The organism is Mesorhizobium sp. M0518 (assembly GCF_040321125.1).
In the GTDB taxonomy this organism is placed as follows: domain Bacteria; phylum Pseudomonadota; class Alphaproteobacteria; order Rhizobiales; family Rhizobiaceae; genus Mesorhizobium.
On the sequence record NZ_JAMYQY010000004.1, the window covers coordinates 131220 to 156043 of the forward strand.

The window sequence follows — 24824 nt, forward strand, 5'->3', positions numbered from 1 at the left end:
CTCCTATCCGCCGACACACTGCGCGCCGCGGCCCTTGGCGGCATAGGGCAGCACGAACATGTACAGGCCGCTGAACAGCAGCAGGAAGAGCGGCAGGAGCGGCGAGTAGACCACCCAGGCGGGAGGCTGGCCGAATGCCATGGTGGCGAAGTTGGTGATGACGGTCAGCGTAAAGATGATCGACAGCCAGCGATGAATTTGCCGAACCCACATGTTCCAGTCCAATAGTTCCTCCTGTCAAAACAGCCGACGCGGACCACCGATCCGCACCGGCGGGTTCAATCTATCCGCGCCAGGACTTGACTCAGATTCGTAAAGTACTGCCGCCACCCGCTCGTCGCGCCCCGATACGCCTGCTCCTGATCCGGACGGAAGCCGGATTGTTCCATGCGCAACCGGGTGCCCGTGCTGGTCGGCAGGAGAGTCCAGGTGACGACACTCTCGAGGCCATAGGCCTGCCACGTGTAGGACAGTGTCTTGTTCAATTCGACGGCTGTTACCTGACAGTCGACAACGATGCTCACGTCAGGTTGCGGTTCCTTTCGCAGCTTGAAACGATGGTCCACGACTGGCTTGAAGTCGTTCTTCATCAGCCATTCCTCGATCAGATGCGGTTGGGTCAGCGCGCGCCAGATTTTTTCCGGCGGATAGGGGATCTCACGTTCGACGATGACGGAGCGCGTTTCGGTCGCGATGTTGGTCATTGGTCCATTCTTTTGAGCAAATTTTCGAGGTCGTCGAACCGGCTCTGCCAGAACGTGTTCATCTGGTTCGTCCAGTCGGTCAGCGGGGAAAGTGCTGCGAGCTGGGCGCTATAATGGGTCTGCCGTCCTTGATGGCGGTCACGCACGAGCCCGGCCTGCCTGAGCACGCCGAGATGCTTCGACACCGCCGGCTGCGAGACCCCCGACTGAGCCGTCAGGGCACCGACCGTCTGCTCGCCTTGCCGGCACAGGCGCTCGAAGATCGCACGACGCGTCGGATCGGAGAGCGTTCTGAAGAGGACGTCGTGAGCGTTGTTCATTTTGGATCGATAACCCGGTGGCTATTGATTGACGTATAACCGTCGAGATATGGATGTGTCAAGCGGGGTGCCGGCGGTCACGATCCGGCGGTTTCCAAAAAAATCTTTCCATTGCCCCAAGGATTAGCCATTAGCCTTCGTCCAACAGGCAAATGATGGCGATGATGCTGGATGAGAGCGAAGCCTCCGACGCCGAACTGATCGGGCGGGCGAAGGGCGGAGACAGGGGGGCCTTCAGCACATTGCTGGAAAGGCACTATGACTTCGTCTATCGCGCTGCCTATCGCTGGTGCGGCAGGAAGGCCGATGCCGAAGACATAGCCCAGGAAGTCTGCGTCAGGCTGGGCAAGGCGATCCGCGACTATCGCGGCGGCGGCGCCTTCACCACATGGCTCTATTCCGTGACCCTGAACGCCGCGCGCGACATGATGCGCAAATCCGCCCGCGAGACAGTCAAGACAGAGGCCTATGGCGTCCATGCACTGATCTCGGGCGAGGCGTCGATCGAACCGGAAGACCCCGCCGAAGCGCTATGGGCCGCGGTGCGGCAATTGCCGGACAAGCAGCGCGACGCCGTGCTTTTGGTCTATGGCGAAGGATTGAGCCACGCGGCCGCCGCCGAGGCGATGGCGATCTCGGAGACGACGGTTTCCTGGCACATCCATGAAGCGAAGAAACGGCTGAAGACGCTGATGCGCGCGGCCGGGGAAGTGTGACCATGGTCGACGACAATGAACTCAACAGACTGCGCGATATCGCAGCACTGGCGCCCGCCAAGGATGCCAAGGCACGTGCCTTCGAGGCCGCCCTGCGCGCCTATGATCAGGAAAATATTTCTGCTGTCTCCCAAGGATCGCTTGGCGGGCTTCGTCTCACAGAGCGAGCACAAAAGCTCTGGAGCGAGATCATGCAAAAGAAACTCATTGCCACGCCGGCTCTTGCCGGGCTCGTCGCCCTGCCGATCGCCGGATACGCCACCTTCCATCTGCTGAGGGAACAGCCGCCCAAATTCGACGGCGACGAGAAGATCACCGAGACGCTGGCCGACAAGCCGACGACGGTGAAGCCGACGACCGCCGAGCCGAAGCGCGGCGAGTTGGAGAAGGACAAGAAGGCGGACGCCGATGTGGAAAGCCGCGACGCCACCGATGCGCTTGTGGCGCCGGCCTCGCCGCAGAAATCCGAATCGACCGTTGCTGGGGGCGCTGCACAACAAAATGCGCTGGAGCGCGGTGTGCTGGCCGAGCCTGCGCCACCGGCACCGACAGGTGAATTCGCACTGGATGGCGCTGCAAGTGTACCCAGTACCTCGCGAGCCCGCATGGCGGCGGAGTCGAAGCTGATGGCGCCGCAGCAGCCGGCCATGGCGCCGGCCGACCAGATGCTGCCGCAGGAGGAAAATCGCGACCGTATCGAGGATTTCAAGACCAATCCGGTGCATGCGGCACTCGAGGACCCGGTCTCGACCTTCTCGATCGACGTCGACACGGCCTCCTATTCCTTCGTGCGCAGTTCGCTGAAGCAAGGCACTCTGCCGCAAGCCGATACTGTTCGCGTCGAGGAGATGATCAATTACTTCCCCTATGACTGGAAGGGGCCGGACTCCGCCTCGACGCCGTTCAACTCGACCGTCAGCGTCATGCCGACGCCGTGGAACACGCAGACCAGGCTGATGCATGTCGCCATCAAGGGTTTTGACGTCAAGCCGACCGAGCAGCCGAAGGCCAATCTGGTGTTCCTGATCGATGTCTCGGGCTCGATGGACGAGCCGGACAAGCTGCCGCTGCTCAAATCGGCCTTCCGGCTGCTGGTCAGCAAGCTGAAGGCCGACGACACCATTTCGATCGTCACCTATGCCGGTGACGCCGGCACAGTCCTGGAGCCGACCAAGGCGTCCGAAAAGGACAAGATCCTCAGCGCCATCGACAATCTGACGCCCGGCGGCAGCACGGCCGGTGAGGCGGGCATCAAGGAAGCCTACAGGCTGGCGCAAAAATCCTTCGTCAAGGACGGCGTCAACCGGGTGATGCTCGCCACCGACGGCGACTTCAATGTCGGCCAGACCGATGACGACGACCTTAAGCGGCTGATCGAAAGCGAGCGCAAGAGCGGTGTCTTCCTGTCGGTGTTCGGCTTCGGCCGCGGCAATCTGAACGACCAGATGATGCAGACCATCGCGCAGAACGGCAACGGCACCGCCGCCTATATCGATACGCTGGCCGAGGCCGAAAAGGTGCTGGTCGAGGATGCTTCGTCGACGTTGTTCACTATCGCAAAGGACGTGAAGATCCAGGTCGAGTTCAACCCGAACAAGGTCTCGGAATATCGCCTGATCGGCTACGAGACCCGCGCCTTGAACCGCGAGGATTTCAACAACGACCGCGTCGATGCCGGCGACATTGGTTCGGGCCATTCCGTTACCGCGATCTATGAAATCACGCCAAAGGGCAGCGGCGGCGAGCAGATCGATCCGCTGCGCTACGGCCAGGCGTCGGTGGACAATGGCGGCGTCGCCAACGCGGACGAATATGCCTTCGTCAAGATCCGCTACAAGCTGCCGAATGAAGACGTCTCGAAGCTGATCACCACGCCGGTGACCTCGGCCAACGAGATTTCGTCCTTCGACCAGGCCAGCGCCGATCAGCGCTTCTCCGTCGCGGTTGCCGCCTTCGGCCAGAAGCTGCGCGACGAGGATGCGACCGCGAAGTTTGGCTACGACAAGATCATGGAGATCGCCACTGCCGCTCGAGGAGCCGACCCGTTTGGGTACAGGTCCGAGTTCCTTTCACTTGTGCGCCTTGCCTCGGCGCTGGGCGGTAACCGGTAGTGGTGATGACGGCCGGTTTCTTTCAGATGGGATCGTTCTGACAGGGGAAACCGACCTACGGGCGGGTGAGGCAGGCCGGCGAGGGAAATCTTGCCGGCCTTTTTTCGCGGATTTTCCGGGTCGTTAAATTGCGCGGCATTTCCGGTACTGGATGGCAACCCTCTCCTTGTTACGCAGGACAGGTGTACTGGGCTTGAGGGAGCCGAAATTGCAGATCAGGACTATCGCCAACTCGATACCCCCAGCGCCAGACGCCTCGGCGGTTTCATCGGCCCCATCATCGGAATCCAGGCGTATCAGTGACGATGTCGCGCAGGCGCGCCATACCGCCCTGTCGGCACTGACCAACGACCGGTTCCGCATCATGCTGGAACAGATCACCGACCCCAGCGCTTCAGGCGCGCTGATGACGATGCGCGGCGACAATGTGGTCGACTTCAAGTCGGCGCAGTCGAGCTACGCCGACAACAGCGAATAGTCGAAAACCGATGGGTCAGGCCCGGCTGCGGCGGCGCTCGCGGCGGGCTTCGCTGGTCTCGGCGGTGTTTTCCGTCGCCACCTTGTTGCGCATCGGACCGATGCGTTCGACGATCGCGGCAACCGTCGGACGATCCGCCCTGGTGTGCGCGTCGAGCGCCTTGCGCATGGCGGCGAGGTGCTGGAACGAGGTGCCGCAGCAGCCGCCGATAATTTTGGCGCCGCCATCGACGGCGAGCCTGACATAGTCGGCCATCAGTTCGGGTGTGCCGGAATAATGGATCTCGGTGCCGCGGAATTCGGGAATGCCGCAATTCCCCTTGACGATCACCGTCGCTTCCGGCTTCGCCTCGGTCATGTCGAGCAGCGAGGCCAGGATGTCGGAGGCGCCGACGCCGCAATTGGCGCCAACGCCGAGCGGCGCCTGCGACAGCCCGTCGGTGACGCCGTGGATATCCTTCGGCAGCAGACCCATCATGGTGCGGCCGGCGGTGTCGAAGGAACCGGTGTAGGTGTAGGGCAAGCCGACGCGGATGGCCGCCTCGGCGGCGGCGCGGATCTCGTCGGGAGCCGACATCGTCTCGATCCAGGCAACTTCGGCGCCGCCGGCCTTGAGACCCTCGATCTGTTCGGCGAAGGCGTCGACCGCCTCGTGATAGGTCATGGCGCCCAGCGGCACCAGCAATTCGCCGGTCGGGCCGACCGAACCGGCGACGATCACCTTGCGGCCGGCTCTGTCGGCGACGGCACGAGCAAGCTCGGCGGCGCGCTTGTTCAGCGCATGCGCGCGGTCCTGCGCATGGTGAAGCTTCAAACGGTGACGGGTGCCGCCGAACGAATTGGTGAGGATGATGTCTGCGCCGGCATCGACGAAATTCTGGTGCAGGCTGGTGATGGTGTCGGGCGCCGTCTCGTTCAGCAGTTCGGGCGCCTCGCCGGCCTCCAGACCCATGGCGAATAGATTGGTGCCGGTGGCGCCATCGGCCAGCAGCACGCCCTTTTCAGCCAGCAGCGCATCGATCGGGTTGGTGGTCGTCATCGGATTGGCTTTCATGTTCGAAGTCGGATAAGGATATAAAGAAGTCTTTATGTGTAGTCAATGAATAGCTAGGACGGAGTTCGCCCATGCGGCGCCTTGAGCCATGGCGCGGTGGTGATCTTGGCTGCCGAAAATCAGACAGTGCCTGTTGGGAACGACATGCCGGCCAGCCTGTGCGCAAAGCCGGACGCCTCGTGCGCATTGATGTCGGCAGCCCGGATCAGATTGTCGAAATGCTGGATCAGCGTCTGGATCGGCTGGGTGGCGTTGAGCACCAGATACATGTCGCCGACATAGATGGCGGCACGATAGGGGCCGAAGATGGTGTAGGGGATCGAATAGCGCATCCGCCCATCATAGAGAAACAGCCGGAAGGTCGGGTAGAGGTCGTCGAGCAGCGTCGCCATGTGCAGCAACTGGGCGCGCCGGTCGGCTTCGGGGAAACGGTCCCAGACACCCAGCCCGCGGGCGAAGATCTCCAGCGTGTGGCGCGGCATGCAGACTTCCATGTCGGTTTCCGGGCGCCTGTTGTAGTCGATGCGGTATTGCGTTTCTCCGGCCTGCGCCAGGCGGCTCTTGTTGGTGATGCCGGCTTCGTAGTCGACCAGCGCTTCGGTGCGCAGAAGATCGGGAATGCCGGCAGGCACGTAGCGGATCTTGGTGCCGGCCGCCTCGGCATGCCATTTGGCCAGCAGGGTGCGGTCGAAGCCGTCGGGTGCCTCCTCGATCTCCAGGCTCTCGCGGATTTCGCCGGTGAGGCCCTCGTCCTGGCTGAGACCGAGTAGCCAGTCCAGCGACACTTTGAACTCGGCGGCGATGTTGAGCAGCGTTTCGGCGCGGGGCAGGCGGGTCGAGGCGCCGGACAGCAGCTGCGATAGCGCCGAGCGGTCGATGCCGACCGCGGTCGCGAAGGCCGACTGGTTCAGGTCGGAGCGTGTCAAGAGCATTTTCAGGCGTTCGCGGAAGATCGTCGACAGGTCGCGCTTGTCCATGTGCGGGCTCCACCTCGATTGAGGAAAAATTTGCGCCGAATCGCTTCCGAGCGCGCCTCAGGCGTAAATGAATCCCTAAGTTTGTTTACAATGTATAACATGTGCGGCCGAAAATGCGCAATCGCAACAGTTTGTGCACTTTGTCTCGTTGAGTGGAATCATTTCTCCTGACACTATGCTGTCAGGAGCCAATTGGGGTTTCCGGCGACTGAGGGACAGTGGTCGATAGCATGACGAGCAAGAGCATCAGGCGACACAGCGCACCGGCCATCGAGTGGCCGACCGTGGTACTCGCCTTTTTCTGTTACGCAACTTGGCTCGCCACCGGTTTCCTGCTCTGGCCATCCTACCCCGTCCTGGCGCTCGCCATCCTGGCTTTGACCGCCGCACTGCAATCGTCGATCATGCACGAAGTGCTGCACGGGCATCCGACACGCAATGCACGGGTCAACGAAGCCTTCGTGTTCCTGCCGATCGGTCTGGTCTGGCCATTCCGCCGCTTCAAGACCATCCATCTGCGCCACCACGCCGACGAGCGGCTGACCGACCCGTTGGACGATCCAGAGAGTTATTACCAGGCGCTCTGGCAGCATGACGAGCTGCCGCCGACGATGAAATTCCTGCTCAAGATCAACAACACCATGGCCGGCCGCTTCGTGCTCGGCCCGTGGCTGTCCTGCGTCGGCTTCTTCATCGACGACGCCAAGCAGATGTTCGCCGGCGACAAGGCGATCCGCAAGGCGTGGCTGCTGCACGCGATCGGCCTTGCCGTCGTGCTGCCGATCGTCCAGTTCGGCTTCGGCATCCCGCTGTGGCTTTACATTCTCGTGCCGGTCTGGCTCGGCCAGTCGCTGATCTCGATCCGCACGTTCGCCGAGCATCAATGGTCGGAACATCCGGAAGGTCGCACGGTGATCGTCGAGCGTTCGCCGCTGTCGTTCCTGTTCCTCAACAACAATCTGCACTTCGTCCACCACAAGACCCCGACCGTGGCCTGGTACAAGCTACCCAAGCTGTTTCGTGACCGCCGTGAGGAATGGCTGCGGATGAACAATGGCTATGCCTATCCGAACTATTTCGCGCTGATCAAGGCTTACGCCTTCAAGGCAAAAGAGCCGATCGTGCACCCGGTGCTGCGGCGTCAAGCCGAGCCGGGCAGGGCCTTCAAGCCGCGCATCAGGGCGCGCAGCATCAGCGGGCTTGGCAGTGCGCCGGTTCCCGCCGAGCCGCCCAAGGAATAATCCGGCCTATCCGGGGGTCCGTGTCGGCCAATTCTGATTGGACGCCGCGTTTTTGCGATCCTTTTTCCCGACATGATGATTTGATATCGGCATGAGTGAATTGGTTGCGGCGTTGCCGATGTATGATTGGCCCGAAGTGCGCGGCGAGGTCGACGCGCAATGGGTGCTGCTGCGCGATGCTTTCCGGGGAAAGGGCATTGACGCGCCGGAAACCATCGCGCGTCGCAATGGTGACCTGCCGCCGGTGCCGGGCGGAATTCGTGATGCTGCCGGTGCATTGATCGCACCCGATCCAGCGACATTGCCGCCGGACGAACTCGATTTTCACAGACTGTGGCTGCACCCGGCGCTGCTGTTCGCGCAGACCTGCTGGGGGCCGATGGAACTCGGCCTGTCCAGGCATGTGCAGGTGGTCGCCCAGCCAAGCTACGACGCCTACGAAGGCGGGCAGGGCGAGCTCTATTCCAGCGCTATCGTCATGCTGGCGGATGGCGCGCCGTCGGTTGCCTCGCCCAATGACGGCAGCCCGCTGGTCCCACTCGATCGCATCCGTGGCAAGCGCTTCACCTTCAACAGCCTCGATTCGATGTCGGGGTTCCTCGGTTTGACGCGCGACCTGGAGGCGATGGGCGAGAGCCTTGACCTCTTTGCCTCGCGCAGCGAAAGCGGTGGGCACCGTTCCTCGATCGTGGCAATTGCCGAGGGCAAGGCCGATATAGCGGCCATCGACTGCGAGAGCTGGGCACTGGCGCAGCGTTTCGAGCCGGCGGCGAAAAAGGTGGTGGTCATCGGCTGGACCGGGCGGCGCAAAGGCCTGCCTTACATCACCGCCGCGGTGACACCGGAAAAGACGGTTGGGGCGTTGCGCGAGGCCCTTGCCGGGCTAGCCGAGCAGCCTCGCATCCAACGGGTAGGTTGAGAGCTGTTCGTTGCCGGTCTCGGTAATCAGGATCTGTTCCTCGATCTTGACGCCTTCGCGCCCGCCAAGCCGGCCGATATAGCTTTCCACGCACAGCACCATGCCCGGTTCCAGCACGCCGTCCGGCGTGTCCGATGTCCAGTCGCTGGCATGCGGTAGTGTCGGATACTCGTCGGCCAGGCCGACGCCATGATAGAGCACGCCGTATCGCGTCGGGAAGCAGTCTCCCGGTGGCACGGCCGAGCGCTCGACGAGGTCGCGAAACGAGATGCCCGGCTGCATCAGTGCCGTGTTGTGCTCGATCTGATCGGCGGCGATACGGAACAGGTCGCGCTGTTCATTGGTCGGCTTTGCATCGCCGCACAGCCATGTCCGCGACAGGTCGGCGCAGAAGCCGTAGGGGCCGATAAGGTCGGTGTCGAAGGCGACGAGGTCGCCTGATACAATCTTGCGTGACGAGCATTCCTGGAACCATGGGTTGGTGCGCGGACCTGACGTCAGCAGCCGGGTCTCGATCCATTCGCCGCCGCGCGCGATGTTGCCGCGATGCAGTTCCGCCCACAACTCATTTTCGGAAATGCCAGGCTTCAGCGCCTGTTCCATTTCGCCCATCGCCGCCTCGCAGGCGACGATGGCGCGGCGCATGGCGAGGATTTCGTCAGGCGACTTGATCAGCCGCGCATTTTCCATCACCGCTTCGCCATTGCCGATGGAGATACCAAGCCGCGCCAGTTCCTCGACGCCTTCCGGGTTGATGTGATCGACGGCGATGCGGCTGTTGCCGCCGCCATGCTCTTTCACCAGATCGGCGATCCCGGCGGCCCAGCGGCGGACTTTTTGCTCGGTCAACTCGCCGCTATAGAGGTACATCCACGACACCGCCGGCCGCACCTCGTCGACGACGCCGGAATGATCGGACAGGTGCTCGCAGGAAAAATAGTCGAACAGCACCACCGGGCCGTCGGTGGCGACAAAGCAATGCCGCGTCGGGTTGTGCGCCACCCACAGCTGCATGTTGGTCGAGTCGGTGGCGTAGCGGATGTTGACGGGGTCGTAGAGCAGGGCGCCGGCATAGCCGCGCCGCTTCAGCTCGGCGCGGATACGCTCCAGCCGGTATTGACGCATGGCAGGCAGATCGGGCGCGGCAATGCCTGCCGCGGCCCATTCAGCTTCGGCCTGCGCGCCATAGCCCAGCACATGCTGGTTGAGCGAAGCCGCCTTCCGGCGGGAGGCGTCGCGGAGGGCCTCGATCGAGCCTGGCTCGAACGGCATGATCTTGCGATGGCGGCCAAAGCTGCCCTTCGGCCCCGCGCTGTCCATGGTCGAACCTCAGGTCCGCATCTTCTCGCCGCTCGGGTCGAAAGGCGCTTCGACGTTGATGCGGGCCGGCCGGCGGTGTCCGAGGATCTCGATCTCGAACAGGCCCGCGCTTTCGTCCTCGGCAAGAGCCGCCGGCACATAGCCTTGCGCCATCGACTTCTGCACATAATGCGCATAGCCGCCCGACGTGACCCAGCCAACCACGCGCCAGTCGCCGTCGACGATGCCGCGCACGGCGGACGCGCCTTCGGCAGCCTTGGAGCCGCGTATTTCCTTGCCGCCCTTGTCGAAGCGTGGCGCGCCATAGCCATGCGGCTTTTCCACCGTGCCGTAGTCCTTGCTGACCTTGGCCCAGATCGGTTCGTCGCCCATGACGTCGGCGTCGGCGGCATCGACGATGAAGGAGACGCGGCGCAGCTTCGGACCCTCGACCTGTTCCTTGGCGGCAGCCTCGCGGCCGATGAAGTCGTTCTTCTCCAGTTTGATGAAGCGGTCCATCGCCCCTTCGAACGGGCCGTAGATCGGCCGCAACTCGCGGAACCAGGTCGGAAAATTCTTTTCGAGGCGCATGGAGAGCAGCGCGCGCATGCCGAAATCGACAAGGCCGAATTCCTCGCCGGCGTCCTTGATCGCTTTGTAAACCAGGCGCTCGTAGGCCGGCGCCATCCAGATTTCATAGCCGAGGTCGCCGGTGTAGGTGATGCGGTTGACCATGCAGGGCGCCCCGCCGACCGCCATCTCGCGGAAATCCATGAAGCGGAAGGCTTTTGTCGAGACGTCGACATCGACCAGTTTCTGCAGCAAGTCCCGTGATTTCGGCCCGGCGATCGACAGGCCGACCAGGGTCTGGTCGAAGCGGTGGATGCGCACCGTTCCGTCCTTCGGCAGGTGCTTCTCGAACCAGCGCATGTGGTATTTCTGCGCCGCCGACGAGCCCCAGATCATGAAGCGGTCTTCTGCCGCCTTGGCGATGGTGAAGTCGCCGATCAGCTTGCCGAATTCGTTGAGCATCGGCGTCAACACGATGCGGCGGGTCTTCGGCATGCGGTTGGTCATCAGCCGGTTGAGGAAATCCTCGGCCGCGGGTCCCGAGACTTCGTATTTGGCAAAATTGGCGATCTCGGTGACACCGACACGCTCACGCGTGGCGCGCACTTCCTCGCCGATCGGCCCAAAATCGTTGGAGCGGTGGAAGGAGACGATATCCCTGGGTTCCTTGCCTTCAGGTGCGAACCAGAGCGGTGTCTCAAGTCCCCAGCTGTCGCCCATGACGGCGTTGTTGGCCAGCATCGTGTCGTAGAGCGGGGTCGTCTGCGCCGGGCGTGCCGCCGGGAGTTCCTCATTGGGGAAGCGGATGGAGAAGCGGCGCGAATAGTTTTCGCGCACCTTGGCGTTGGTGTAGCGCAGGCCGGCCCATTCGCCGAAGCGGGTGACATCCATGCCCCAGACGTCGAAGCCGGGATCGCCATGGACCATCCAGTTCGACAGCGCCAAGCCGACGCCGCCGCCCTGGCTGAAGCCGGCCATCACGGCGCAGGCGCACCAAAAATTGGTCAGGCCCTGCACCGGGCCGACCAGCGGGTTGCCGTCGAGCGCGAAGGTGAAGGGGCCGTTGATGATCTGCTTGATGCCGGCCTTCTCGATGCCGGGGAAATGCGTGAAGCCGATTTCCAGCGACGGCGCGATGCGGTCGAGGTCGGGCGGCAGCAATTCATGGCCGAAATCCCACGGCGTGTTGACCGGCGACCACGGCTTGCAGGCCTTCTCATAGGTGCCGAGCAGGATGCCGTTGCGCTCCTGGCGGGTGTAGATCTCGCCCTTGAAGTCGAGCACGCCGATCATTTCGCGGCCGGTCGACTTGTTGAACTCCTCGACCTCCGGCATCGGCTCGGTCAAGAGATACATGTGCTCCATGGCCAGAACCGGCAGCTCGACGCCGACCATGCGGCCGATCTCGCGCGCCCACAGGCCGCCGCAGTTGACGACATGCTCGGCCTTCACCGTGCCCTGTTCGGTGACGACGTTCCAGGTGCCGTCGACCTCCTGTGTCAGTTCCACAACGCGGTTGCGCAGCACGATCTCGGCGCCGAGTTTTTTTGCCGCCTTGGAGTAGGCGATGGTGGTGCCCGACGGATCGAGATGGCCTTCCACCGGATCCCACATGGCGCCGACGAAATTGGTCTCGTCCATCAGCGGAAACATCGCCTTGGCTTCGGACGGGGTGATCAGCTCTGTGTCCATGCCGAGATAGCGGCCCTTGGCGTGGGCCAGCCGCAGGAAATCCATGCGCTCTGGCGTATCAGCCATCATCACGCCGCCGGTCAGGTGCAGCGAGCAGGACTGGCCGGATATCTCCTCGATCTCCTTGTAGAGCTGCACCGTATAGGCCTGCAGCTTGGCGACGTTGGGGTCGCCGTTCAGCGTGTGGAAGCCTCCCGCCGCATGCCAGGACGAGCCGGAGGTGAGCTCCGAGCGCTCGATCAGCATGATGTCGGTCCAGCCGGCCTTGGCCAGATGGTAGAGAACCGAGCAGCCGACGACGCCGCCGCCGATGACAACCGCTTTTACGTGAGATTTCATCTAGATAAGTCCGTTTTTGAAGAGATTGAATCGGATGACCCCTCCGGGGGGAGAGGAAGGGCGCCAGCCGGCATAAGCTCGCGCCTTCCCTCTCCGCCGTCGATTGGAGGAGAGGTGTCGAGCGCAGCTCGACGGAGTGGGGGTCGACTGTTCATCAACAACACGGCCGATCAAAAATCGGTCGGCGCGCCGCCTTCGGACCGCCGCTTGGCGACGAAGGCGTTGAGTTCCTCGCGGATGGCCGGGTCCATGTAAGGCTCCTCATAGGACGCCAGCCGCTCCTTCCAGACCTTGTTGGCCTTTTCGAGCGCCGTCGGCGAGCCGGCTTCCGCCCAGGTCTCGTAATTGCGCCAGTCGGAGAGGATCGGCGAGTAGAAGGCGGTCTTGTAGCGGTCCTGCGTGTGCTGGGTGCCGAAGAAATGGCCGCCAGGACCGACCGACTGGATGGCGTCGAAGCCGAGTGCCTCTTCGGAAAGATCGAGAGGGGTCAGGAATTCGGCGACCATCTGCAGCAGGTCGATGTCCAGAATGGTCTTCTCGTAGGAGCAGCGCAGGCCGCCCTCGAGCCAGCCGGCGGCATGCATCATCAGATTGCCGCCGCCCTGGATGGCGCCCCACAGCGAGAACACGCTTTCATAAGCCGCCTGCGCGTCGACCGTGTTGGCGGCGCAAGTGTTGGAGGTGCGGTAGGGGATGTTGTAGCGGCGGGCAAGCTGGCCGCCGACAAGCTGCGCCTTCATGTATTCCGGCGTGCCGAACGCCGGCGAACCGGACTTCATGTCGACATTGGAGGTGAAGCCGCCATAGCCGACGGGCGCGCCCTTGCGCACCATCTGGGCGAAGGCGATGCCGGCAAGCGCCTCGGCGTTCTGCTGCACCAGTGCGCCGGCGATGGTGACAGGCGCCATGGCCCCCGACAGGGTGAACGGCGTCACGACGACGACCTGGCCCTTGCTCGACATCTGGATGATGCCTTCCATCATCGGCACATCGAGTTTCAGCGGCGAATTGGTGTTGATGATAGTGAAGACCGACGGCTCTTCCAGCATCTGCTCGTGGCTGATGCCGCGCGCGATCCTGGCGATCTCGATGCCGTCGACATTGCGCTCCTTGCCGAGCGAATAGATGTGGAACACCTTGTCGGTGAGCACGCTGAGATCGCGGATGCATTCGAGGTGGCGGACGGACGGATGGATATCGGTCGGCTCGACCGGATAGCCGCCCGTGCAGTTCAGGATGTTGTGCATCTGCGCAAGCTTGAGGAAGTTGCGGTAGTCCTGCTGGTTGCCGGGCCGGCGGCCGCGATCGATGTCGGAGCAATTGGGCGCCGACGCCATCATCGAGATGATCACATTGTTGCCGCCGAAGCGCACATTGTGCGCGGGGTTGCGGGCATGGATGGTGAACTCCGACGGGCAGTGCGACACCAGTTCGAGGATCATGTCGCTATCGAAGCGCACCCGCTCGCTGCCGTCGCGCACGTCGGCGCCATGCGCCTTCATGATGCTGCGGGCTTCGTCATGCAGCACGTCGACGCCGATTTCCCGCAGCACGCGCAGGGAAGCGAGGTGGATCGATTCCAGCTCGTCGTCGGAGACCAGCCTGGTCGGCGCCAGCGGGTTCTTCAGCTGGCGAAAAGCCGGCTGCTCGAACGCGGCCGAGCCGCCGGCGCGCTTTCCGGCGCGGCCGCCGCGACGGGCGCGGTCGGTAGCCAATGCCGGTTCCAAGGGTTGTAGGGCGGCGGTCATGATGGTCCTCGTGGGATGCGATAGCGGGCGGCATAATGGACCGGCGGCTGTCCAGCCATTGCGGAGGCGGCGACCACTAGGGCGAGGGAAGCGACATGCCGGAACGGCAGTTGCGCGGCCACGACATCGGCCTGATCCCGCCGCCTCGTTGGCTTAAGCGGATTTCGGCGGCCGGCCCTTCCTTTCCCGGGATCGAACCGATAGCTACTCGGCTTGCCGGCCTGATGGCCAGCAGTTCATTTGGATGGCAGCATGGTCGCGACCGGCTCGAGCGAAGGCGAAGCAGGAACGCAATGGGCAGCGCTTGCCGGCGTCACCGCGGCACTTGCCATGTTTGGCGCTGCGCAAGGGCTGAGTTCGCCGCTGTTCACGCTCTTGATGCAGAAGCAAGGCATGTCGCCAGCGCTGATCGGCTTGTCGGCGGCGATGATGCCGCTCGGGCTGATCCTTTCTGCTTCTTTCGTGCCCGCGGCTGTGCGGCTTGTCGGTGCACGCAACCTGGCGGTCGGCTGCTCGCTGATCGGCGCGCTCTGCTTCCTGGGCATCGGCTATCTGCAGGACTGGGTGGCGTGGTTCGTCATCCGCTTTATCATCGGCGTCGTCATCAACCCGCTCTACATCCTTGGCGAGGTTTGGGCACTGTCGCTGGCGCCGCCATCGCGGCGTGGCCGGGTGATGGGCGTGTTCAACACGCTAATGGGCGCCGGTTACGCCGCCGGACCATTCGCGCTGACCCTGCTCGGTACGTCGGGCTGGGCGCCCTTCATGGTCGGCGTCGCCGGTTTCGCGCTCTGCGCGGTGATCCTGCGCGCCGTCTCGTCTAAGCTCACCGGTTTCGAGGATGACGGCCAGCCTGCCAGCGGCCTTGTCGGCTTCGCCGGGATGGCGCCGGCGCTGTTGCTTGCCGTGCTTGTCTCGGCGGCGGTCCAGCAGAGCACCTATGCGCTGGTGCCGGTCTTCGGCGCCAGCTACGGCTTGGCGGAAGCCGTTCTGGCCTCGCTGGTGATGGCGCTTTCACTCGGCAACATCCTGCTGCAGATACCACTCGGCCTTCTGGCGGAGCGTTTTGGCGGCCGCCCCATGATCATCGTCTGCGCGCTGGCAACAACCGTTTGCGCGCTTTTGCTGCCTCTGCTGATCACAACGCCGTTGATCTGGGTCGTGCTGCTGGTGATGGGCGCGGTCGGTTACGGCGTCTACACCATGGCATTGGTCGAACTCGGCAGCCGGTTCAAGGGCTCTGTGCTGGTCGCCGGCAACGCTGCCTTTGCACTGATGTGGGGCGTCGGTGGCATCGTCGGCCCACCCGGTGCCGGCCTGCTCATGCAAGGCATCGGCCCGCTCGGGCTGCCGGTCGTGATCGCCGGCCTCGACGCGGTGCTGGTGATGTTCGCGCTGTATCGGTCGTCCGTGCGCCGAGCTTCCTGACGAGCCCAACCTCCTGACAGGCACTGTCTGGAGCAAGCGGTTTTCTCCCGCCAGGGGACTTACCACCACGCAACCCAATCGCTAATCCTGCAGCCTCGATAGCGGTGCGCACATGAATTTGGTTGAATCGAACAAGAACGAAACGATGCAATGGGCTGCGATCACCGGTGTGATCGCGACCGTCTCGGTGTTCGCCATCGCGCAAGGGCTGTCCTATCCGCTGTTGAGCTTCATCCTGCAGCGCCAGGGTGTTTCGCCGGCGATGATCGGCCTGTCGGCGGCGATGACGCCGGTCGGCTTCATCGTGTCATCGCCGCTGATCCCGGCGCTGGCGCGGCGGTTCGGGGCAGGGCGCACGGCGCTTACCTGTGCGGCCCTTTCGGCTGTCGTGCTGGCGCTGATCGGCTGGACGCAAAATGTCTATTTGTGGTTTCCGCTGCGCTTCCTGATCGGCGTGGTGACCAACCCGCTCTATGTGCTGAGCGAGATCTGGGTCATCGCGCTGGCGCCGCCGGCGCGGCGAGGGCGCGTCATGAGTGTCTATTCGACGATCATCTCGGCCGGTTTCGCGGCCGGGCCGCTATGCCTGCTTGCAGTCGGCACCGAGGGCTGGCCGCCCTTCCTCGTCGGCATCTCCGCCTTCGTGCTGTGCGGCATCTGCCTGGGCTTGGTGCTGCCGCGCTTGCCCAAGGTCGACGAGGCCGGGCATCAAGTTTCCGTCCTGGGTTTCGTGCCGCTGGCGTGGCTGCTTTTGTTTGCCGTCATAGTCGCCGCCGGTTTCGAACAGGGCGCGCTGGCGTTGCTGCCTGTCTATGGCACCCATCACGGCATTACCGAGATCCGCATGTCGGCGCTGCTGTCGGTGATGATTGCCGGCAATATCGCCATGCAGGTGCCGCTAGGCCTGCTGGCGGAAAGGCTTTCCGCGCGCCTGGTGCGGCTCGCCTGCGTCGCGATCACGGTGCTCGGCTGCGTCCTGCTTCCGCTTTTCATCGAATCGCCGCTCATCTGGCCAATGATCTTTGTCTGGGGCGCGGTTTCCTACGGCATCTACGCGATGTCGATCATCGAGCTCGGCGAACGCTTCACCGGCTCCGCACTGGTTGCCGGTAATGCGGCCTTTTCCTTGATGTGGGGCGTCGGCGGTATCGCCGTGCCGCCGCTGGCGGGCGGCGCCATGGATATTCTGGGTGCCGGCGGGCTGCCGATCACGCTTGGGCTGCTGTGCCTGGCGCTGGCTATTGCTAGCCTCGCTGGTGGGCGGAAAGCCTCAATCGTGCGCTGAACATAGTGAATATCGATACGGCCTATCGGCGTTGGCTTTTTCAAAGCAACGCGTTTATCGGAGACCTCATGACCAAGCCTGCCACCCAGACGCCGAATTCCACCCCGTCGACCGACGATCCCTTCCTCTGGCTGGAGGACAGGACAGCCAAACAGTCATTGGACTGGGTACATCGCCAGAACGAGGTCACGGTTGGCGAATTGCAGGGCGATCCGTCCTATCAGGCGTCGTTCCAGACCGCGCTCGACCTGATGACGGCCGAGGACAACATCGCGGTCGGCGCCGCCATTGCCGGCCATGTCTACAATTTCTGGCAGGACAAGACCAATGTGCTCGGCCTCTGGCGCCGCACGACCGTCGCTTCCTACAAGACCGAGAAGCCCGACTGGGAAACGATCATCGACTTCGACCAGCTTGCGGCGAAGGAGGGGGTAAAATGGGTTTTTGGCGGCGCAAGCCGACTCTATCCGGACTTCAACCGTTGCCTGGTGAGTATGTCGCCGGATGGCGGCGACGCCAGCGAGATGCGCGAATTCGACATCGCGACCAAGTCGTTTGTCGAGGGTGGGTTTCGTGCACCCGCTTCCAAGTCGGGCTTCAGCTGGCTGGACAAGGACACCGTGATTGTTTCGGCCGCTTTCGACGAGGCCGACAAGACCGAGTCCGGCTATCCGCGAGTCATAAAGCTGTGGAAGCGCGGTACCAAGCTGGAAGACGCGACGCCGATCTTCGAGGCGCAGAAAGAGGATCTCGCCGTTGGTGCCGCTGTCGAGTACGACGGTGACAGACGCTATCTGGTCCTGGCTCGAACGCTGAATTTCTTCGCTTCGCACATCTTCCTTCGGCTGCCTTCCGGCGAAAACAAACAACTGCCGCTACCGGACGACATGACCGATACGGCAATCTTCAGGGATCAGCTCGTGTTCGGCGTGCGCAGTCCATGGACGGCGCCCGACGGCACGGTTTGCAAGCCCGACGGCCTCTATTCGCTGGATCTCGCGCACTGGGCCAAGATCGGCGCGCTCGGACCTGTCGAAACCTTGTTCGAGCCGGCATATCGCGTTTCCATAGCCGGCGTTGCCCGCACGCGGGACCGGCTGTTCATCAGCCTGATGGACAATGTGCGCGGCAAGGTCGTCGTCTGCGAGCGCAAGGATGGCAACTGGTCGCTGAAACCGGTGGCGCTGCCCGAAAATGGCAATGTCGGCATCAGCCATGCCGAGCAGTTCGGCTCGAGCGTGTCCTTCTCCTTCACCGATTTCCTGACCCCGAGTTCGATCATCTGGTCTGACGACAATGGCGAGACGCTAGAAACCGTGAAGTCGCAGCCGGCGCGTTTCGATGCCTCGCCGCTGATCTCGGAACAGTTCGAGGCGCGCTCCAAGGACGGCACGATGATCCCTTATTTCGTCGTCAGGCGGCGCGATCAGAAGGGGCCGGTGCCGACGCTGCTTTACGGCTATGGCGGTTTCGAAGTGCCGCTGCTGCCCGGCTATGCCGGCGTGCGCGGCAGGCTATGGCTGGAAAAGGGCAATGCCTATGTGCAGGCCTGCATCCGTGGCGGCGGCGAGTTCGGCCCGGCCTGGCATCAAGCGGCGCTCAAGGGCAATCGCCAAAATGGATTCGATGATTTCGCAGCGGTCGCGCAGGACGTCGTCAAGCGCGGCATCGCGACAGCAAGCTCACTCGGCATCCAGGGTGGTTCGAATGGCGGCTTGCTGACCGGCGTTTCCTTGACGCAGCATCCCGAGCTTTTCGGCGCCGTCATCATCGAGGTGCCGCTGCTCGACATGCTGCGTTACGCCGAATTGCCGCCCGGCGCCTCGTGGATGGCCGAATACGGCGATCCGTCGAAACCCGAAGACGCGAGGTGGCTTTCAGCCTACTCGCCCTACCAGCATGTCGACGCCGCTGCCGCCTATCCGCCGGTGCTGCTGACCACATCGACCGCTGACGATCGGGTCCATCCCGGCCATGCGCGCAAGATGGCCGCCCGCCTGCAGGAAGCCGGCCATGCCAGGACGCTGTTCTTCGAGGAGACCGAGGGCGGCCATGGCGGGCGTGGCGACCGCCGGCCGCAGGCGGCGCAGACGGCGATGAAATATGTCTTCCTGCAGAGGGCGCTGACAGCCAAGGCCTAGACTCATTCCGTTATGGGCCAAGCAAAGGGTGGTTCTCCTCGACCAGCCTTTGCTCTAAGATGGCTTCCATGGCTCTCGTCAGGATGTTGGTTGACGCATTTGAGGCTCGCGCGCTGCGGGTGGCGGTGACACCGTCACCGCGTACGCTGCGCGCCGAGCTTTTGCGGCTGTGTGCCCGCATCGGCTATTCGCCACCTCTGTGCCTCTGAAGCATTCGCCCCGGCTTGCCGGATAGAATCCAGAGGGAAGATCAGACATGACCTATCAGAATTATTCGCTGAAGCAGCTTCAGCAGATCGACGCCGCGCATCATCTGCATCCGTTCACCGACCACAAGGAAATGCGCGGGGCCGGGTCGCGCATCATCACCCATGCCAACGGCCCTTTCATCTACGATTCCGAAGGGACAGAAATCCTCGACGGCATGGCCGGGCTGTGGTGCGTCAACATCGGCTATGGCCGTGACGAGCTGGCCGAGGCCGCCTATGCCCAGATGAAGGAACTGCCTTATTACAACTCCTTCTTCAAATGCTCGACGCCAACGCCAGTGCTGCTGTCCAAGAAGCTGGCGGAGATCGCGCCGAAGCACGTCAACCAGGTGTTCTATGGCTCGTCGGGCTCGGAGGCCAATGACACGGCACTGCGCCTTGTGCGCCACTATTGGGTGCTGGAAGGCCAGCCAGAGAAGAACCGCATCATCTCGCGCAAGATGGCCTATCACGGCTCGACCGTTGCCGGCACCTCGCTCGGTGGCATGGATGGTATGCACAAGCAGCTCAACGGTGCGGTGCCCAACATCGTCCATGTGATGATGCCCTACGCCTATGAACTGGCGCTGCCTGGCGAGAGCGATCATGATTTCGGCCTGCGCGCGGCCGGGGCTGTCGAGGAGGCGATCCTCGAAGCCGGCGCCGACAAGGTTGCCGCGTTTATCGGCGAGCCGGTCATGGGGGCGGGCGGCGTGAAGATACCGCCGGCAAGCTACTGGCCGGAAGTGCAGCGCATCTGCCGCAAATACGATGTCCTGTTGATGCTGGACGAAGTCATCACCGGTTATGGCCGCACCGGCGAATGGTTCGCCGCCCAGACGCTTGGCATCGAGCCCGACACGATCACCACCGCCAAGGCTCTGACCTCGGGCTATCAACCGCTGTCGGCATTGCTGGTTGGCGACCGCATCGCCTCGACGCTGGTCGAGAAGGGCGGCGAGTTCAACCATGGCTACACCTATTCCGGCCACCCGGTGGCCTGCGCCGTGGCGCTGAAGAACCTCGAGATCATCGAGCGCGAAGGGCTGGTCGACCGCGTCAGGAACGACACCGGTCCTTATTTCGCCAAGGCGTTGCAGGAGCGCATTGCCGGACATGATCTGGTCGGCGAGGTGCGTTCGATCGGACTGATGGGCGCGATCGAGATCGTCAAGGACAAGGCGACCAAGGAGCGGTTCCTGCCGGCTGGAAGTGCGGCGGTAACCGTGCGCGATCATGCCATCGCGAATGGCATGATGCTGCGCGCCACCGGCGACACGATGATCCTGTCGCCGCCGCTGATCTGGACCCGTGAGACGATCGATATGGCCTGCGACCGCATCTCGAAGGCGCTGGATCTGGCGCAAGCCGATCTTCGCAAGCGGTAGAACTCGATCCCTTGGCTGGGCGCTCCTTGAGGGAGCGCCCAGCCTTGAGACCATGCTGAAGCGGGGAGCGAACGAATTCCACCACAAGCGCGTAGTGTGTGGGGCTGCGGCTGATTCGGCCGCGACAAGGGGTTTGTTTCCATGAGAAAGACCGGCAAAAGCCGACGGACGCAAGAAGCGGCCAGCATCGGCGACGACCTGATGCTGGCGCCGCTGGTGGCGATGATGCGGCTGCCGTTGATGGCCATGGATGGCGGGAGCAGCCAGCCATGGAGCACGGAGACCGCGCGTGCGGTCAACGAGAAGACCGTTGCCATGGCCGAAGGTGCGCTTGCGGCGCAAATGTCTTTCCTGCAATCGGCATCGCGGTTCTGGCCGGAAATCTTTTCCGGCCGCACGCCGTCGCTGTTTAACGGTGTCGCCGCTGAACGCTCGATCAGCGCCGCGCTGAAGCCGGCAAGCCGTGCCGTGAAAGCGAACTTTCGCCGGCTATCCAACAAGACCTGACAGAAGTTGCAGAACTTTGATTTTGCGCATTGACGGGCTCATGCGCTAGAATCAGTCGGTACGTCACCGATGGGGGACACGATGGCCGGACAACCGCTCAACCAGCCGGCTGAAATTCCAGCCGAACTCGACCGCTGGAACTGGGGCGCTTTCTTCCTCAACTGGATCTGGGGCATCGGCAACAGCACTTTCATCGCGTTGCTGGCGCTGATCCCTGTCGTCAACATCATCATGATCATCGTGCTGGGCGCGCGCGGCAGCCGCTGGGCTTGGCAGAACCGCGCCTGGCATGACGCGGAACAGTTTCGCAAGACGCAGCGCAACTGGGCAATCGCCGGCCTTGCCGTCTGGGTTGTCGGGATTGGCGGCTGCGCGACGATGGTGGGCAGCATTCCCTACGTCCTGAAAGGCAGCGATGCCTATCACATGACGATGGACAGGCTTCGCGCCGACGACCGCGTCAAGGCGGCGTTGGGTGATGATTTGACCGACAGTTTCTGGGTCGGCGGCCATCTCAACGTCAATGCAAATGGGGCCGGCGACGCCCAGTTCGGCATTCCGGTCCATGGCGCCAAGGGCAAGGGCACGGCCTATTCGACCGCTGTCCGGACAGCCGGCACATGGAGCTTGCGCCTGCTGGTCGTCAGGGTCGAGGGAACCAATGCGCCGATCGTGCTGATCAACGAAGATCATGTCCCGATCCCGAATGCTGCAATCGGAATATAGCTGGGCAAAACGCAAAAAAAGCAACCTAAACACGGGCGCGAAGGCTGACAGTTCGGTCGGCTTTGTGGCCCAACAATCGGGTCACCACTGCTGCGTTCCAGACAAGGAAATATGCTGAAAAGCCGGATGCTGTCTGACAGTATGCGCATGCGTTCATGTGGGCCGGTGGCAATTTCATACAAGGGCACGCGCATATGGTGAGTTCCTTTCGTGCGGTCGTGGTCGGTGGCGGCTGTGTGGGTGCCGGCATTCTCTACGGCCTGGCAAAGCGCGGCTGGACCGATGTGGCATTGTTGGAGCGAACGCAGCTTACGGCCGGGTCGACATGGCATGCCGCGGGGCTCATCCCCTCTTACGCGCGCAGCCGCAATGTCGGCCGCATGATCGCCAGGTCGATCGAAATCTATGAGGGGCTGGAGGCGGAGACGGGCCAGAACGTCGGCTGGCACAAATGCGGCCAGCTGCGCATTGCCAACACGCGCGACAGGCTGGACGAGTACAGAAGCTACATGGACGTTGCCGAGGTCCAGGGTGTGCGGGCCCGGATCGTATCGCCCGCGGAGGCGCGAGAGATCTGGCCGCTGCTCGACAACAACAGCATGCTGGGCGCCCTCTACCATCCCGATGACGGCCACATTGCACCCGCCGATGTCACCCAGGCCATGGCCAAGGGTGCACGCGACCTCGGCGCGAAGATCCATCTTGATACCGAGGTCGTGGGTTTCGAGCGGATGCCGAGCGGCGAGTGGAGGGTCAATACCTCGCGCGGTGACATCGTTTGCGAACATGTCATCCTTGCGACCGGCAATTACGCACGCCAGACAGGCGCCATGCTGGGCCTGGACATTCCCGCGATCCCGATCCTGCATCAGTACTGGATCACCGAGTCGGTTCCCGAGGTGGTGGAACGCAAACGGCTTGGTCTTCCGGAGATGCCGATCCTCAGGGACGAGGGTTATGAGGGCTATCTGCGCGAAGAGGGGGACGGGCTGATGTTCGGCCCCTATGAGCGTACCGAGCAGCTCAAGCTGTTCGCCGAAAACGGCGTCCCGGAATGGTTCGGCGCCGATCTGCTCGATGAAGATTTCGACGCCGTTTCCTGGAACTGGGAGCGCGCGACCGAACTGGTCCCCGCACTAGGCCGCGCCGGCATCAAGCGGAATGTGCGAGGGCCTTTCCAGATGACGGCCGATGAACTGCCGCTGATGGGGCAGGCGTGGGGCCTGGAGAATGTCTGGCTCGCCGAAGGGGTGCCGGGGGGCATCCTTTGGGGCGGTGCGATTGGCTACTACCTCTCCGAACGGATCGTGGAGGGTGGCAACAGCATCGACACGGCGGAGCTGGATCCCCGTCGGTTCGGCCAATATGCCAACAAGAACTGGACCCGGGCAAAGGTCCGGGAAGCCTGGGGCACCCACGCCGCACAGCACTATCCAGGCCAGGACATGCCGGCGGCACGACCGCAGAAAACGGCCCCTTCCTATGACCGTCTAAGCCAGCTCGGCGCGGTGTGGGATGTGTTGAACGGCTGGGAGATGCCGAGCTGGTTTGCGCCTGCCGGTGTCGAAGCGCGCAACGTCTGCAGCTGGCGCTGGACCCCCAAAGGGAACCACGTCGCCGCGGAGGTCCAGGCTGTCCGCCAGACCGCTGGCCTGGTCGAGATGACACCAATGACCAAGTTCGAGGTCAGCGGACCGGGCGCAAGGGACTGGCTCGACGGAATCCTAGCCAACAGACTGCCGCGTCCCGGTCGCGTCGCTCTTGCCCATCACCTGACGCCGGCCGGCGGCGTGCGGGCCGAGTATGTGGTGGCGCGGCTGCAGAGCGACCTGTTCTATCTCATATCGACGCCGCGCGCAGAGCGCTGTAACCTTGACGATCTCCGCCGGCTGTTGCCGAAGGACGGCAGCGTGCATCTGCGCAACGTCACGGAGGATCGCGGCAGCTTCACGGTGGTTGGGCCGAAGGCGCGCGACATATTGCAGCCGCTGACGGAAATAGATCTCTCCAACGAGGCCTTCCCCTGGTTCAGCGTGCAGTCCGGCACTGTCGGCATGGCCAGCGACGTGCGACTGCTGCGCGTCAACTATTCGGGCGAATTGGGATGGGAGCTCTATCATCCGCTCTGCTATCAGCGGCATTTGCTGGATGCGCTCCTGGCCTCGGGGGAGGCGCACGGACTGAGGCTGGTCGGACTTCAAGCGCTGGAATCGCTTCGTCTCGATAAATCCTACCGCGCCATGTATCGCGACATGAATCTCGAACTGTCGGCCTGGGAGAGCGGCCTCGACCGATTCATGAGCCTCGACAAAGGGGACTTCATCGGCCGCGCGGCACTGGTCGCAAAACAGAAGCAGGGGGCGGCACGCCGGATCGCCACGCTGTCGATCGATACGGACGGTGCGAGCGCGTTCGCCTTCGAGGGCGTCTACCGCGAAGGCGAGCTCGTCGGCCACATCACCTCTGCGGGCTACTCCTACACTTTCGGTCACGACATCGCACTTGCGCTGTTGCCCCTGGAACTTGTGTCGCCCGGTATCGAGCTCGAGGTGTCCATCCTCGGCGAGCGCCGCGCGGCCAAGGTGATCGCGGACTCGCCCTATGATCCGGAAGGCGCCCGCGGGCGCATGTGAGGCATCCCGGAGTACAGTTTCCGGGTTATCGATGTCTCAAAACGTGCTGCAGGGCAAAACGCAAAAACCGCGCTCCATCAGGAACGCGGCTTTGCCAGATACGCATGGCGCTTCGCTACGCAAACACTTTGCGAAACTTATGGCACTTGTCGAAACTTACGGGCTCCGGTACGCGAGACCTGATCCGGAGCGCCGGGCGGATGAGATATGTCCGCCTCGCAGTCCGTTTTATAGGGACATCGTTACCGCGGAGTTATCGAGAGCTTAAGCAAATCTAAATTTGCATTTTTTCCACCGAAGG

20 protein-coding genes are annotated in these 24824 nt (G+C 63.0%); 12 read left to right on the forward strand and 8 right to left on the reverse strand.

Annotated elements, in window-relative coordinates:
* Positions 1-3: 3 nt before the first annotated feature.
* Genes NKI66_RS07390 through NKI66_RS07400 form a run of 3 tightly spaced genes read right to left on the reverse strand, consistent with a single transcriptional unit; the run spans position 4 to position 1024 of the window.
* The gene (locus tag NKI66_RS07390) at positions 4-225 is read right to left on the reverse strand and encodes a hypothetical protein (protein ID WP_352678280.1); all 222 of its coding nucleotides are present in this window, start codon (positions 223-225) and stop codon (positions 4-6) included.
* 53 nt (positions 226-278) lie between these two features.
* Positions 279-704: an SRPBCC family protein gene (locus NKI66_RS07395; protein ID WP_352609542.1), complete on the reverse strand. Its 426-nt coding sequence runs from the start codon at positions 702-704 to the stop codon at positions 279-281.
* Positions 701-1024, reverse strand: coding sequence for an ArsR/SmtB family transcription factor (locus NKI66_RS07400; protein WP_127291759.1), 324 nt, complete (start codon positions 1022-1024; stop codon positions 701-703). Before NKI66_RS07400 ends, NKI66_RS07395 begins: the two co-directional genes overlap by 4 nt.
* 155 nt (positions 1025-1179) lie before the next feature.
* Between NKI66_RS07400 and NKI66_RS07405 the strand changes: the two genes are divergently transcribed.
* From NKI66_RS07405 to NKI66_RS07415, 3 genes are all read left to right on the forward strand, one after another.
* Entirely contained in the window at positions 1180-1740 is a 561-nt protein-coding gene (locus tag NKI66_RS07405; RefSeq protein WP_352609544.1) for an RNA polymerase sigma factor, read from the forward strand.
* Between the two features lie 2 nt (positions 1741-1742).
* Entirely contained in the window at positions 1743-3851 is a 2109-nt protein-coding gene (locus NKI66_RS07410) for a YfbK domain-containing protein (protein WP_352751346.1), read from the forward strand.
* A 208-nt stretch (positions 3852-4059) separates the two neighbouring features.
* Positions 4060-4329 carry a hypothetical protein gene (locus NKI66_RS07415; RefSeq protein WP_023812294.1) on the forward strand — a complete coding sequence of 90 codons (270 nt, stop codon included), beginning with the start codon at positions 4060-4062 and terminating at the stop codon, positions 4327-4329.
* A gap of 15 nt (positions 4330-4344) precedes the next feature.
* On the opposite strand, the gene bmt is transcribed toward NKI66_RS07415, so the two are convergent.
* Together bmt and NKI66_RS07425 are read right to left on the reverse strand one after the other, a co-directional pair.
* Positions 4345-5367 (reverse strand): betaine--homocysteine S-methyltransferase, encoded by a 1023-nt coding sequence (gene bmt / locus NKI66_RS07420; protein ID WP_023812293.1) that lies wholly within the window; start codon positions 5365-5367, stop codon positions 4345-4347.
* Positions 5368-5501: 134 nt separating this feature from the next.
* On the reverse strand, positions 5502-6359 hold the full coding sequence (locus NKI66_RS07425) for a helix-turn-helix domain-containing protein (RefSeq protein ID WP_023812292.1): 858 nt from the start codon (positions 6357-6359) through the stop codon (positions 5502-5504).
* 230 nt (positions 6360-6589) lie between these two features.
* Here NKI66_RS07425 and NKI66_RS07430 point away from each other — a divergent pair, with 230 nt between their 5' ends.
* Both NKI66_RS07430 and NKI66_RS07435 read left to right on the forward strand, forming a co-directional pair.
* A complete protein-coding gene (locus tag NKI66_RS07430; RefSeq protein WP_031213520.1) occupies positions 6590-7600 on the forward strand; it encodes a fatty acid desaturase in 1011 nt (336 codons plus the stop codon).
* A 91-nt stretch (positions 7601-7691) separates the two neighbouring features.
* Complete coding sequence (locus NKI66_RS07435; protein WP_023812290.1) at positions 7692-8519, forward strand: phosphate/phosphite/phosphonate ABC transporter substrate-binding protein; 828 nt, start codon at positions 7692-7694, stop codon at positions 8517-8519.
* Here the strand turns inward: NKI66_RS07435 and NKI66_RS07440 are convergent.
* From NKI66_RS07440 to NKI66_RS07450, 3 genes are all read right to left on the reverse strand, one after another.
* On the reverse strand, positions 8484-9839 hold the full coding sequence (locus NKI66_RS07440) for a M24 family metallopeptidase (protein ID WP_023812289.1): 1356 nt from the start codon (positions 9837-9839) through the stop codon (positions 8484-8486). The two genes, NKI66_RS07435 and NKI66_RS07440, sit on opposite strands and share 36 nt — an antisense overlap.
* Positions 9840-9848: 9 nt before the next feature.
* The gene (locus NKI66_RS07445; protein WP_352751348.1) at positions 9849-12419 is read right to left on the reverse strand and encodes a GcvT family protein; all 2571 of its coding nucleotides are present in this window, start codon (positions 12417-12419) and stop codon (positions 9849-9851) included.
* A gap of 170 nt (positions 12420-12589) precedes the next feature.
* The gene (locus tag NKI66_RS07450; protein WP_023812287.1) at positions 12590-14167 is read right to left on the reverse strand and encodes a trimethylamine methyltransferase family protein; all 1578 of its coding nucleotides are present in this window, start codon (positions 14165-14167) and stop codon (positions 12590-12592) included.
* 252 nt (positions 14168-14419) lie between these two features.
* On the opposite strand from NKI66_RS07450, the gene NKI66_RS07455 reads away from it, so the two are divergent.
* The 7 genes from NKI66_RS07455 to NKI66_RS07485 all read left to right on the forward strand — a co-directional run bounded on the left by NKI66_RS07455 (position 14420) and on the right by NKI66_RS07485 (position 24523).
* Positions 14420-15595, forward strand: coding sequence for an MFS transporter (locus NKI66_RS07455; RefSeq protein WP_352751350.1), 1176 nt, complete (start codon positions 14420-14422; stop codon positions 15593-15595).
* Between the two features lie 112 nt (positions 15596-15707).
* Positions 15708-16880 (forward strand): MFS transporter, encoded by a 1173-nt coding sequence (locus NKI66_RS07460; RefSeq protein WP_352751352.1) that lies wholly within the window; start codon positions 15708-15710, stop codon positions 16878-16880.
* 68 nt (positions 16881-16948) lie between these two features.
* The gene (locus NKI66_RS07465; protein WP_352751355.1) at positions 16949-19021 is read left to right on the forward strand and encodes a prolyl oligopeptidase family serine peptidase; all 2073 of its coding nucleotides are present in this window, start codon (positions 16949-16951) and stop codon (positions 19019-19021) included.
* A gap of 256 nt (positions 19022-19277) precedes the next feature.
* Positions 19278-20657, forward strand: a complete 1380-nt coding sequence (locus NKI66_RS07470; protein WP_352751357.1) for an aspartate aminotransferase family protein — start codon at positions 19278-19280, stop codon at positions 20655-20657.
* Positions 20658-20798: 141 nt separating this feature from the next.
* Positions 20799-21164 carry a hypothetical protein gene (locus tag NKI66_RS07475; protein WP_352751359.1) on the forward strand — a complete coding sequence of 122 codons (366 nt, stop codon included), beginning with the start codon at positions 20799-20801 and terminating at the stop codon, positions 21162-21164.
* A gap of 81 nt (positions 21165-21245) precedes the next feature.
* A complete protein-coding gene (locus NKI66_RS07480) occupies positions 21246-21890 on the forward strand; it encodes a cytochrome c oxidase assembly factor Coa1 family protein (protein ID WP_352751361.1) in 645 nt (214 codons plus the stop codon).
* 194 nt (positions 21891-22084) lie between these two features.
* The gene (locus NKI66_RS07485) at positions 22085-24523 is read left to right on the forward strand and encodes a GcvT family protein (RefSeq protein WP_352751363.1); all 2439 of its coding nucleotides are present in this window, start codon (positions 22085-22087) and stop codon (positions 24521-24523) included.
* The last annotated feature ends 301 nt before the right edge of the window (positions 24524-24824 follow it).